10 protein-coding genes are annotated in these 12839 nt (G+C 56.5%); 2 read left to right on the top strand and 8 right to left on the bottom strand.

Translation table 11 applies throughout. The features are described 5' to 3' along the window. Window positions 1-360: 360 nt before the first annotated feature. Window positions 361-1278, top strand: a complete 918-nt coding sequence (locus LBW89_RS07620; protein WP_148451449.1) for an ArsR/SmtB family transcription factor — start codon at window positions 361-363, stop codon at window positions 1276-1278. Between the two features lie 661 nt (window positions 1279-1939). Here LBW89_RS07620 and LBW89_RS07615 read toward each other — a convergent pair. Together LBW89_RS07615 and LBW89_RS07610 are read right to left on the bottom strand one after the other, a co-directional pair. Continuing rightward, window positions 1940-2680, bottom strand: a complete 741-nt coding sequence (locus LBW89_RS07615; RefSeq protein WP_225038890.1) for an SDR family NAD(P)-dependent oxidoreductase — start codon at window positions 2678-2680, stop codon at window positions 1940-1942. Next, window positions 2664-3581 (bottom strand): DMT family transporter, encoded by a 918-nt coding sequence (locus LBW89_RS07610; protein WP_225038889.1) that lies wholly within the window; start codon window positions 3579-3581, stop codon window positions 2664-2666. The genes LBW89_RS07615 and LBW89_RS07610 overlap by 17 nt, the downstream gene beginning before the upstream one ends. 149 nt (window positions 3582-3730) lie before the next feature. Here LBW89_RS07610 and LBW89_RS07605 point away from each other — a divergent pair, with 149 nt between their 5' ends. Then, window positions 3731-4702: a LysR substrate-binding domain-containing protein gene (locus tag LBW89_RS07605; RefSeq protein ID WP_225038888.1), complete on the top strand. Its 972-nt coding sequence runs from the start codon at window positions 3731-3733 to the stop codon at window positions 4700-4702. A gap of 628 nt (window positions 4703-5330) precedes the next feature. On the opposite strand, the gene LBW89_RS07600 is transcribed toward LBW89_RS07605, so the two are convergent. The 6 genes from LBW89_RS07600 to LBW89_RS07575 all read right to left on the bottom strand — a co-directional run bounded on the left by LBW89_RS07600 (window position 5331) and on the right by LBW89_RS07575 (window position 12835). Next, window positions 5331-6467, bottom strand: a complete 1137-nt coding sequence (locus tag LBW89_RS07600; protein WP_225038887.1) for a sn-glycerol-1-phosphate dehydrogenase — start codon at window positions 6465-6467, stop codon at window positions 5331-5333. A 65-nt stretch (window positions 6468-6532) separates the two neighbouring features. Next, a complete protein-coding gene (locus tag LBW89_RS07595) occupies window positions 6533-8203 on the bottom strand; it encodes a ribulokinase (RefSeq protein ID WP_148451445.1) in 1671 nt (556 codons plus the stop codon). Between the two features lie 52 nt (window positions 8204-8255). After that, window positions 8256-8945, bottom strand: coding sequence for an L-ribulose-5-phosphate 4-epimerase (araD, locus tag LBW89_RS07590; protein WP_148451444.1), 690 nt, complete (start codon window positions 8943-8945; stop codon window positions 8256-8258). 139 nt (window positions 8946-9084) lie between these two features. After that, complete coding sequence (locus tag LBW89_RS07585; RefSeq protein WP_148451443.1) at window positions 9085-10176, bottom strand: GntR family transcriptional regulator; 1092 nt, start codon at window positions 10174-10176, stop codon at window positions 9085-9087. Window positions 10177-10295: 119 nt separating this feature from the next. Beyond that, on the bottom strand, window positions 10296-11783 hold the full coding sequence (gene araA / locus LBW89_RS07580) for an L-arabinose isomerase (protein WP_148451442.1): 1488 nt from the start codon (window positions 11781-11783) through the stop codon (window positions 10296-10298). A 215-nt stretch (window positions 11784-11998) separates the two neighbouring features. Continuing rightward, window positions 11999-12835: a DUF6544 family protein gene (locus LBW89_RS07575; protein WP_148451441.1), complete on the bottom strand. Its 837-nt coding sequence runs from the start codon at window positions 12833-12835 to the stop codon at window positions 11999-12001. Window positions 12836-12839: the final 4 nt, after the last annotated feature.

Here is a 12839-nt window from a genome sequence, read left to right as displayed (position 1 = left end):
TCTATCACCTTCCGTTTTAAATCTTCTTAAAACTTTTTGATTAAACTTGAATGAATACGCTTACAGGTATAAAATAACATATAACCAGGAGGCTGTAAATATATAAACCTAAAACTTTTTATATTTTTATAAAATTAAATGGTTATCCGCCAAATTTCAGCATGTTTCAAACCGATAAACCGTATTTTCACCATGTTCATTTCACATTTATTTAAATGTTATGCGCGTTTTTTGTTAAATATTTGTCTTTTTTCTTCTTTCCCTAGAGTTTTGGGATATATTTCTTTATTATAAGGAAGGGTTAGTTTATAATTATTTAAAGTAAAATGGTGTCTACTATAATCGGAAGAGGGTTATCTTATGATTTACATCAAGGATTTGATGAGCGGGATCGATATTTTCAAAGCGTTGAGCTCGGAGATTCGGATTCAGATCCTGGAATTGCTGGCCAAAAACCAAGCCTTGAACCTCAATGAACTCGCGACGCGGCTGAATCTCAGCAACGGGGCGATTACGATGCATATTAAGAAGCTGGAAGAAAGCGGATTGATTGAAATCAATACGACGGTCGGAAAACACGGCATCCAGAAAATTTGCTACCTTAATAAAGACAAGCTGATGGTCGATCTTAAAAGCAAGGAAGTCGAGAATCTGTATGAAGTGGAAATCCAGGTAGGCCACTACAGCAATTACCAGGCCCTGCCGACCTGCGGACTGGCGACCAAGGACAGCATTATCGGCGATTTTGACGATCCCCGCTATTTCGCCGACCCGCAGCGGATCGATTCGGAAATCATCTGGCTGACCGAAGGCTACCTGGAATACCGGATTCCGAACTATCTCAAGCCCAACCAGACCTTCCGCGAAATCCAGTTTTCCATGGAGCTGGGCTCGGAGGCCCCGGGATATTGCGACAACTACCCATCGGACATTTACTTCTATATCAACGGCATCGAAATCGGCTATTGGACCAGCCCGGGAGACTTCGGCGACGCCCGCGGCACATTCAATCCGGACTGGTGGCCCCCGCATCTCAACCAATACGGCATGCTGAAGCTGATCCGCATTAACCATGAAGGAAGCTTTATCGACGGCTGCCGCATTTCCGATGTCACGCTGGACCAGATTCAGCTCGATTACAAAAGCGAGCTCACGTTCCGCATCGCCGTAACGGAGAAGTCGTTCAACAAGCGCGGGCTGACGATCTACGGCCGAAACTTCGGCAACTACAGCCAGGACCTGTTGGCGCGGGTGCTGTACAATGTGAACGGGGAGTGAGCTGAGCATGTAGCGGCGCTAAAGACTCCACACCGCAAAAAAGCCCAAACTCACGAGTTTGGGCTTTTGATGCCGGTTTCCTGTTTTTTGGGAAACCTGGGCCAGGTCAAGGTCAAACGCCGCTTAGCGCACCTGTTCAGGGCTAATCCAAAAATCCGGTTAGGCACCCGCCGCCCGGGAGTATAAAGGCCTTTTGAGGCGCTATTTTGTCGAATTCGGCTCATCGGGACGGAATAGCGGACTTTTGAGGCCTTATTTTGAGGCAAACACGGCCAAAACCCCGGTTTCGGGGTACCTGGCCAGTAAATAAGGCCTTTTTGGACCGCTATTGTCCCGCCGAAGCCGAATTTGGCCGAAATAGCGCCCCAAATGGCCGTTAATTCGGGTTGGCCGGGGGATGATGCGGGCCGGGAGTGCCGGAGCCAGAGCCAGACTCAGAGCCAGGGCCGACCCCAGCTCCGACCAGGTCCCAGGCCCGGACCAACCCTGGCAACGGCTCCGCCCCGACCACGGCCCCCGATCCTTGCCACGGCCCCGTCCCTTGACCTGGTCCCGATACTAGCCACAGCCCTGCCCCGCCCTACCCCTAACAGGGCAAGGGCGCGCCTTCCCCAGGCCGCTTTTATTGAAGCCCGACGGTCGGTCCGATTCGGCTCAACGCTTACAGCGTCTGCCCGTTGTCGACCGTAATGATTTGCCCGGTGATCGAGGGCTGCTCCAGCAGGGCGCAGATCATCTCGGCAATCTCCTCGGGCGGAGAGATCCGTTCCAGAGGCAGATGAGTGATTAACGAATGCATCCGGGTTTCCTGTCCTTCCCACCAGCGGGTTGTGACGGCTCCGGGGGCGACACAGTTTACCCGGATCGTGGGAGCCAAAGCATGGGCCAACGACTTCGTCAGACCGTGGACGGCCGATTTAGAAACGGCATAAGGAAGCGAAGATCCCTTGCCGGTCAGCCCGGCTACGCTGCCCACGTTGACGATCGCCCCTCCGCCGGAGGCTCTCATGTAGGAAGCCACGGCCCGAGCACAATGGAACATGCCGACAACGTTCACGCCAAAAAGCGCTTCCCACGCCTCCTCCGTAACGGCCTCCAGATCATCCATGGCGATATGACGGGTGATGCTCGCATTGTTGACCAACAGATCCACCGTTCCGAATTCGCGCACGATTTCGTCAACCATTCGATCGACGTCCCCCTTTCGCGAGACGTCCGCTTGGAAGGCCATCGCTCTTCCGCCAGCTTCCGTGATAGCGCGAACGGTTTCTGCGGCTTCCGCCACCGACCGCGAATAATTGACGGCAACGATCGCTCCCCGACTCGCGAGCAGAAGGCTGGTCGCTCTCCCGATGCCGGTTCCACCACCGGTGACCAAAACCACTTTATTTTTCAATTCCATTAACAATTACCCCCATCCCTTCGTTTCTATGGACCAGACCGTCCTTCCGTCCGCCTGACCAATTGACCATAAATACCCCCACGCAGATCAGCGCTCCCCCCGCATAAACATACCAAGCGATCCGTTCGTCCAGCAGGACGAAGCTGCAGAGGACCGCGAAGAGCGGCACGAGAAACAGAAACGCGCTGGTGCGGGCCGGATCCCCGTGTTTAAGCAAATAAAACCAGAGCGAGAACTGGACGATCGAGCACATCACCGCGAGCCAAAACAGCACGAGCAGCGAGGCTGCGTTGAGAGCGAAGCGGGGCGCTTCCGCGAACGAGCTCAGGACAAGCAGAGCGATTCCGCCGGCCAACATCTGATATGCCGCCAGCACGGTCATGTCGAACTCCGGTCCATACCGGTTAATCAGAAGCGTAGCGACCGTAAAGCAAACGGCACCGGCAAAGCAAAACAGCATTCCCGGTTCGATTCGCACATGGAGACCAAAAGTTAAAACGACGCCGGCAAAGCCGATAGCAACCCCCAGCCATTGGCGCCACCGGTAAACTTTCCGGTAAAGAACGGCGCCCAGCACGATTACCATAAGCGGACTGGTGCTTGTGATAATGGCCGATTCCCCCGAGTTGATCCAGCGCATGCTGAAAAACACGAACCCCATGACGCCGGCGGACTGAAACAATCCCAGCACGGCGGCTTGAAGCCATTGTTTGGCGCCCCTCGGCTGCTTCCTTTTCCGCACGAAAATAGCCAGCAAACCTCCGGCCAGAACGAAGCGGAGCCCCATCAGCAAAAAAGGGGAGGCGTAGGTAAGCCCTATTTTTCCAACCGGAAACGCCACCCCCATAAGAAAGGTCGTCAAAAGAACAAGAATGGTGAATCGGGACCTGCCAATACTCAAGTTTATTTCCTCCCTGCCATCTGGTTGTCGATCATGATTGTATTGTAGAGGAGCCTTGCCTTTATGTATAATGAACGTTACAGATATCCGATATCATAAAAAACGATACCTAATAAATTGATTCTTTGATAACGAACGGAGGATGGCTTGTGGAAAGTGCGGACCTGCGAATATTTCAGGCGGTGGCCTATGAAGGCTCGATTACCAAAGCCGCGCTGCGGCTCGGGTATGTTCAGTCGAACGTGACGGCCCGGATCCGCCAGTTGGAGAGCGAAATCGGGACGGCGTTGTTCCACCGGCATAACCGGGGAATGACCCTTTCCTCCAGCGGCCAGACCCTGCTGGCTTATGCCGACAAAATCATCGGGCTCCTGGATGAAGCCGCCCTTGCGCTCTCGCCGTCCAGCGAACCGGGCGGACCTTTGCTGATCGGGGCCTCGCAAACGACGGCGGCCGTCCGGCTGCCCAGGCTGCTGAGCCGGTATTACGAAATGCATCCCAAGGTGGAGCTGACGCTGACCACCGATTTATCCGACCGCCTGATGGAAAAAGTACTCCAGTATGAGCTGGACGTAGCTTTTATCAGTACGCCATGCCGGCATCCCGAGCTTACGCCGGTCTCCGTGTTCGACGAAGAGGTCGTGGTAATCTCCGCCCCTTGGATTATCGAGCTGGATGACGCGCTGACCAAGCCGAATCTCGTATACAGCAAAGGCTGTTCATACCGCGAAATTCTGGAGGGATGGCAGCACTCCCGCGGGATCCGGCAACTGAAGACGATGGAGTTCGGCACCTTGGAGGCGATTTTGGGCGGCGTCTCCTCGGGACTCGGCATTTCCCTCGTTCCCCGGGTCGTTGCGGAAATGCCGGGAAATGCCGGCTCGCTGCGGATCCATGAAGTCCCCGAGGCCCTCAGACGTATGAAGACCGAACTCATCTACCGCAAAGACGCTTACATGACACCGGCTTTGCGGGCGCTGCTTAAGCTCTTGGGGGTGAGCACGGAGGAACATGAACAGGGGCAGGGGCAGGGGCAGGGGCAGAAGCAGAAAAAGAAGCAAAAGAAGGAGAAGGAGCAGGGGCTGTCGAAGGAGCGAGAACAGGTGCAGGTGCGAAAGTAGGAACAGACCTGCCCCGAATCATAACCACCCGTCAAACGGTGGCTTGCTCTTAGGCTATAAGCCTTTATTGCTCCGGCTCGGGTCTAAAGGCGCTAGCTTTCACTTCGTTCAAGCTACTATGCCGTTGCCGTTTTTGCCTACCCCTGAAGGGGTGCGATTATTACTAGTCCCCCTTCAGACCACCTTGATATATAGAATTCCTGCATATCTGCATGTTTTTTCTTGTTCGGGGCCCAAAATTTTAAAATTCCTGCAAATCTGCAGGAATTTTTGACGAAACCGGCTCGTTTCTCTAAAATCGCTGGAAATGCCTGCAGATTTACATCTTTTTTCGCATTCCCCCGGGAATCGGCTTAAATACCTGCAGATTTGCATCTTTTTAGAGTTGGAAGCTTGGAAACACACTAGGCGCCTCTTTATAATGTGACATCTCACTTCGATTAGCCATTAGCCATTAAACTACCTTTTCCTTTCGTTATACATAGCAGCTTGAACACTCCTATGATAACGAACCCATCGGGTGTTTTTTGTTTCGCACGCTTCGCGTGCTCAACTGGCTAAAGCCACTAACCCAAAAACGAGCTGACGACGGAAATCCCTCGTCAGCTCGTTTTTGATTGGGCGGGCTTTATCGCCCGCCCGCCTCGTTCAGCGCCCGCAGCAGCGTATGGCGGTCGCGGATGAGGTGCGCCTCGCGGAGGCTGGCCGCCAGCAGCTCGTCGTCAATGCCGAGCTCCTGCCGGCTGGACGGCCCGCCCGCGAGCCGGAGCAGCTCGCGTATGGCCGCCTCCCCGGGCACGGCGGCCAGCCATTCGCGCACCTGCCCGCCATGCTGGCGGAGCGCCTCCGGCTCGCCGCCCGGATAGACGCCGCGCTCGGCGGCGTCATGGTAGAGGCGCGAAATTTCGGCGCAGGCTACGCCGACCTTGGCGCCGTGCAGCAGCGCCCGGCGACCCCGGCGCAAATATTCCATCTCCCAGTAATGGGAGAGATGGTGCTCCGCGCCGGAGGCCGGATGCGACTGCCCGAACAACAGCATGGCGATGCCGGACTCGATCAGCGCCGTCATCAGCACGGTGATGCCCCGCTCCGTACGCGCGCCGATCTCGCGGGCGTGCTCCACGCAGGAGGCCAGCGCCCGCTCGGTGATCAGCGCGGCCTGTTCGTTGTACGGTTCACCCGCCGTCAGGCTGGAGAACTTCCAGTCGAACAGGGACGTCGTTTTGCCGAGCATATCGCCGAATCCGGCGGCCACCAGCGGCTGGGGCGCCTCCATCAGTATGCGCAGATCGGCGAAGATCGCGACCGGCGGCACGGCCGGCACGGTCTTTTTGGTCCCGCGGATGATCAGCGGGGCGCCGGCCGACGTGAAGCCGTCCACCGAGGGAGCGGTCGGCACGGAAACGAACGGAATCCCGCTCTTATGGGCGGCGAAACGGACGATATCGTGAATCGTCCCCGAACCGACCGCCACCAGCGCCTCCGTCATGCCCGGCTCGACCGCGAGCAGCAGTTGGATTAGCGAGGCCTCGTCGGCCACCACATCGCCCGTTTCATTCGGCGCAAGCAGGCAAAGCGCCGGTTCCAGCCCCGCCTCGGCCAGCATCCGCTCGAGATCCCGGCCCGCGGCTTCATAGGTGTTGCGGTCCGCCGCCAGCAGGAGCCGGCGGCTGCCGCGCTCCCGTAAATACGGCGCCACCTGCGATAACGCTCCCGTTTCGAGGACGATTCGTTCAAAAAACGCCGCTTCCTTGACCATGGACATTCCGATTCCTCCCCACTGTCGATTTCGCTTTTTTCTATAGCTTAACACCCGTTACATATAACGTTTTATTCCGCCGACTTCTTGATCGCCTTCAGCCGCTTCATCACATCGTTCTCCCCGCGGCCGAAATAGTCGTGCAGCTTGCTGTATTCCTGATACAAGCGTTCATAAACCTCCACGTTCGCCGGGATCGGCTTGAACGTTTCCTCCTTGACCCGCGCCATTTGCGACGCCGCGTCAATGATCGTATCGTAGCCGCCGGCTTCCGCGCCCGCGGCCACCGCCGCGAACATCGCCGCGCCGAGCGCAGGCGTCTGCTTGGAATCGGCGACGAAGATTTCGCGGTTCGTGACGTCCGCATAAATCTGCATCAGCAGCCGGTTCTTTTGCGGCAGCCCGCCGCAGGCGTACAGCGCATCGACCGCCACGCCGTTCGAGTGGAACGCGTCGACGATCTTCCGCGTGCCAAACGCGGTCGCTTCCAGCAGGGCGCGATAAATCTCCTGCGGCTTGGTCAGCAGCGTCATGCCGAGGATCAGGCCGGTCAAATCCGTATCGACCAGCACGGACCGGTTTCCGTTCCACCAGTCGAGGGCGAGCAGCCCGGTTTGCCCCGGTTTGTACTTGGCCGCTTCCCGCTCCAGCCATGGATGAACGCCGATGCCCTCTTGGGCGGCCGCTTCCTTGACATAGGCCGGCAGCGCTTCTTCAACGTACCACTCAAAAATGTCGCCGACCGCCGACTGCCCGGCCTCATAGCCGTACAGCCCCGGGATGATGCCGTCTTCGACGACGCCGCACATGCCTTCAACCTGCTTCTCCTCCGTGCCCAGCAGCATGTGGCAGATCGAGGTGCCCATCGCCATGACCAGCTTGCCCGGCGTCACGACGCCGACCGCGGGGACGGCGGCGTGGGCGTCCACGTTGCCCACCGCGACGGCGATGCCCGGACGAAGGCCCGTCAGCTCCGCCATCTCCGGCGTCAGGCCGCCCGCACTGGTGCCGAGCGGGATCACCTCGCCGCGCAGCTTCGTATCCGTCAAATCTTCCAGCCGCGGATCGAGCGCCTTGAAGTAGGCCTTATCCGGATACCCCTTCTGCTTATGCCAGATCGCCTTGTAGCCGGCGGTACAGCTGTTGCGGACGATTTTGCCGGTCATTTGCGAAATGACCCAGTCCGTCGCTTCCAGGAACATGTCGGCCCGCTCGTAGATGTCCGGCGCCTCGTCCAGGATTTGCCACACCTTCGCGATCATCCATTCGGAGGAAATCTTTCCGCCGTAGCGCGGCAGGAAGTCCTCTCCCCGGGCGGCCGCGATCTCATTGATCTTGTCGGCCTCCGGCTGGGCCGCATGGTGCTTCCACAGCTTGACCCAGCTGTGCGGCCGTTCGGCATACGCCGGGTCGAAGCACAGCGGCTCGCCCTTTTCGTCGATCGGCAGCATCGTGCAAGCCGTAAAGTCGATGCCGACGCCGATCACGTCGGCCGGATCGATGCCGGATTCGGCGAGGACCGCGGGAACCGATTTCCGCAGAACCTCCAGGTAATCGTCGGGATGCTGCAGCGCCCAGTCGTGTTCGAGCTTGATGCCCGAGCCCGGCAGATACTCGTCGATGACATGGTGGGGATAAGGCGTGACATGGTCCGCAACCTCGCGGCCGTCGGACAGATCCACCAATACGGCGCGCCCCGACTGCGTCCCGTAATCGACACCGATCGTATATTTTTTGCTCATCGCTAACCCTCCTGAACCGTTTTATATAAATATATAAGTTCTTCCCTATGCTTTATTTCTGGCCGTAATAGGCGTTGGCTCCATGTTTGCGCAAAAAATGACGGTCCAGCAGCGTCTGTTCCATCGGCGGCGTGTCAGGCCGGATTTGCAGCATCCGGGCGGCGATTTTGGCCACCTCTTCCAGCACGACGGCATTGTGCACCGCGTTATGGGCATCCTTGCCCCATACGAACGGAGCATGCGAATGAACCAGAACGCCGGGCACCTGATTTGGGTCGAGGTCCTTGAACCGCTCCACAATGACATTGCCGGTTTCCAGTTCGTAAGCGCCTTCGATTTCTTCCTTCGTCATCGGACGCGTTACGGGAATCTCCCCGTAAAAATAATCCGCATGCGTCGTTCCGTAAGCCGGCAGCGCACGTCCGGCCTGCGCCCAGCTCGTGCCCCACGGCGAATGGGTGTGAACTACGCCCCCGATCTCGGGGAATGAGCGGTACAGCACCATATGCGTCGGCGTATCGGACGAAGGGCGCAGCTCTCCCTCCACGACCCGGCCTTCCAGGTCGACAACGACCATATGCTCGGCTTTCAATTCCTCATAAGGAACCCCGCTGGGCTTGATAACGAACAAGCCGCTCTCCCGGTCAATACCGCTGACATTTCCCCATGTAAAGGTAACCAACCCGTATTTGGGCAGCTCCAGGTTGGCTTCCAACACCTGCCGCTTCAGCTTTTCCAGCATGAACAGCCACTTCCTTTCCCGTTTTGATCCCATGTTCTTTTCAGCATTTCAAAATGTACGTACAAGTCACCCAGCAAGCGTCCCTACCCCTTCCTTTGTCAGGGAGGAGAAGGGAACGCCCGATTCTTCCTTTTAAACGTTATTTTCTGGTAATGACCGAATCCCGCTCGATCAGCTCGGGTTCATAGAGAACGTCCTCATATTCGGCCCCGTCCTCGATCATCCCCACCAGCTGCCGGGCGGCCGTTTCGCCCATTTCCGTCTTCGGGTGGGTGAGCGTGGTCAGCTTCGTCCCCGAGGCAACCGCCAGGCTGGAATCGTCGAAACCGATCAGCGACAAATCTTCCGGAACGCGGAGCCCGCACTGGGCCGCGGCCTCCATCAGCATGACCGCCAATTCGTCGTTGTAGCACACAAATGCGGTCGGCCGCTCCCCCTGCGGGCTCCCGAGCAATTTCAGGGCTTCCTGAAAGGGGAGGTCGTTTTTTTGCTCGGTCGTATAAGTGATCACCCGGCTGGAGCCCACCGGAACACCATAGTCCCTGTGGGCCGCCAAAAAACCTTTCAAACGGCCGACCCCTTGCAGGTCGTCCCTCTTGAAAAACCCCGCGATAGAGTCGTGTCCCCGTTCCAGCAGATAGGAGGCCGCTTTGTAGCCGCCGCTTTCGTCATCGACTTTCAGGCAGGGACACTCCAGTTCCCGGTATTTCTCGTTGATCATCAGATAAGGGATGCCTTTGGCCTGCAAATCCAGAAAGAACCGCAGGTTCGGATTTCCCTCCGCGCTCCGCGTCGGCTCGATGATCAGGCCGCTGAGCGGCTGGCTGGTCATGAGCTGCAGGCTCTCCATTTCCTTCTCCTTGGTGTTGTCCGTGCTGCTGAGAAGAAGCCGGTATCCTCTGCTGCGCAGCTCCGCCTCCGCTCCCCGCACGATATGGGGAAAAATATAGTCGGAAATATACGTCGTAATGATGCCGATCGTCTTGACCTGCTCGCTTTCCCGACGCTGCGGGTTCCGGGCGAATGTCCCTTTCCCCTGGATGCGCTCCAGCCATCCGTCCTTCTCCAGTTCGCCGAAGGTCTGGCGCACCGTTTGCCGACTGAGGCCGAACTGCTCCGCGATTTCATTCTCGGAAGGAAACTGCTGTCCCGGCTGCAGCCTTCCCGATTGCAGCCAGGTCAGCAGCTCGCGCTTCAACTGCATGTACTTTGGAATTTTGCGATTCTCCATATTTTGCTCCATCCTTCATTTACTCCAGCCGCCGTACGGTTAAATCGCGGCGCGCTTTTTGCACTCTAACCGCTATTGTATCACAGGCCGGGCAAATCCGGACGGGAGCGGCCGGGCCGTTATCTCAAGCGGTAAGCCGCATCGCTCCAGCGAAGCTCGTTCTTGAAACGGCGCACATCGGTGTTCTTGTCGATAATGACCGCTTCGATGCCGGCCAGGTCCGCCCAGTCGCACAGTTGGTCGGCCGTCATCGCGTAGGACAGCACCGTGTGATGCGCGCCGCCGGCCAAAATCCAGGCCTCGGCGGATTCCCGCAGCGACGGCTGCGGCTTCCACAGTACGCGGGCGACCGGAAGCTTCGGCATCGGTTTCTCGACCTTCACGCCGTCGACGACGTTGACAAGGAGCCGGAAGCGATGGCCCAGGTCGACCAGCGACGCGTTAACCGCCGGCCCATCCTGCCCGTCAAAGACGATCCGGGCCGGGTCTTCCTTGCCGCCGATGCCCAGCGGATGCACCTCGATCGTCGGCTTCGTCGCCGCGATCGTCGGACATACCTCCAGCATGTGCGCACCGAGAATCATATGATTGCCCGGCTCGAAATGGTAGGTATAGTCCTCCATGAACGAAGTGCTCTTGTTATCCGCGAGCACCTTGAGCACACGGGTGAGGGCGGCCGTCTTCCAGTCGCCTTCTCCGCCGAAGCCGTAGCCCGCTTCCATCAGGCGCTGTACCGCCAACCCCGGAAGCTGCTTCATGCCGTGCAGGTCTTCGAAGGTCGTCGTGAACGCGCCGAACCCGCCTTCTTCAAGAAACCGTTTCAAGGCGATTTCCGTCCGCGCCTGGTAAGCGATGGAATCGCGAACCGGTCCGTCGCTCAAGCCTTCTTTGGTAATCGTGTATCTGTCCGCGTATTCCTCCAGCAGCGCCTTGACTTCGGCGTCGCTGACCTCGTTCATCACCTGGACCAGATCGCCGATTCCGTAGCCGTTCACGGACCAGCCGAACTGGATTTGCGCGGAGACTTTGTCGCCGTCCGTTACGGCCACTTCGCGCATGTTGTCGCCGAACCGCGCCACTTTCAGGCTGCGGCTTTCTGCATGGGACACCGCCGTCCGCATCCAGGCCGCGATATCGCCGCGAACCTCGCCGTCCTCCCAATGCCCGACGACGATTTTGCGCGCGATGCCGAGGCGGGCGCCGATATGGCCGTATTCCCGGTCGCCGTGGGCGGACTGGTTCAGGTTCATGAAGTCCATATCGATCGATTCCCATGGGATATCGCGGTTAAATTGGGTGTGCAGATGAAGCAATGGCTTTTGCAACTGCGCCAGACCGGCGATCCACATTTTGGCCGGGGAGAAGGTATGCATCCAAGTGATCACGCCGGCGCAGGAAGGGTCGCTGTTGGCCTGCTGCAAGAGGTTGTAAATTTCATCCGGCGTTTTGACGATCGGCTTGAAGACGACCGGATACGCGAAAGCGGGGTCTTGATCGAATTGCTCGGCGATAATGCGGGAGTGCTCGGCGACCTGCTCGAGCGTCTCCGGACCGTACAAGTGCTGACTTCCGGTCACGAACCAAAATGAATACGGTTTCAAATTCATGTGTATACGCCTCCTACTATACGATTATGTTGTCTTACCTCTTGTACATACAATATTTAAATAATGTAGTTTAATCCAACCTTGTACGTACAACTTATAATGATTATATTTTATTCCGACTTCCGCCAAATAGCAAGAGCTAAAAATCTATGTGATGTTTTGTAAGCAACGTCAGTACGAATTCCAGGTAGGCAGCGTAACCCCCGATATATTTATCACATAAATCTATCGATTCGAAAATCTCGACCATCAAAGTAAATCATGTCGCCTTCCGGAAGATGCCATATCGCCTGTAAACGAGAGGGCTGCTTACGGCCATCCTTAGTTTGGTAGTCGCTAAACAATGCCGTCCACTTCACTTGCTGTCGATCGCCATTCATCGAAGTATAGATCCGATCCTCCGTTGAAAACGAGAGCAATTCCCCGGTTTCGCCGAAAGTAAATATACCGCTAGCTTCGATGCCACCATAGGTAATGATTGCTTTTGCGTGCGTATTGTCCACCTCTTTCCAGGAAATGTAGCTTTGCAGAGCAGCATCGGGAATCAATAACGACTCGGATAAAAAGGTCGCCAAGCACGCCTGATCCATATCCCCTCCCGTTTCGTTGAACAAGGTAATCCCTTTGGCCAAAACGCCTTTCATGCCTCCTTCACCGTCCAGAAGAGAGTCATATCCTTGAAATGGAATGCCGTACATCCGTGTATCGATGAATGCAACCCGATCTGCTTTCTGCACAAAATTAACCTGCGAGTAATCTATTTTGATCATGGGCTTTTCCCGCGATAGCTTAAAATCCACATCCTTAAAATTGATTTTCATGTGTGAACTCTTCGGTTTGCCCATATAACCACAGGTCTTCAAATATCTCTTTACAGGAAGGGGTAAATGTTCGACTTCTTCATAGGTAAGCACCCCTGTCACTTGGCTTGAACGATCTATACGCTCCTTGACATCCCGATTAAACTCCGCCTTCAGGGGCGAATACGGAATAACAAAAAAAACGACGACGGCAACAACGGTTAAAACCAGTAAGGACAATCCGATCAACATAGGT

The sequence above is a fragment of the Paenibacillus sp. alder61 genome, from assembly GCF_020179875.1.
GTDB classification, from domain to species: Bacteria; Bacillota; Bacilli; order Paenibacillales; family Paenibacillaceae; genus Fontibacillus; species Fontibacillus faecis.
This window is presented reverse-complemented; position numbering and strand designations above follow the sequence as displayed.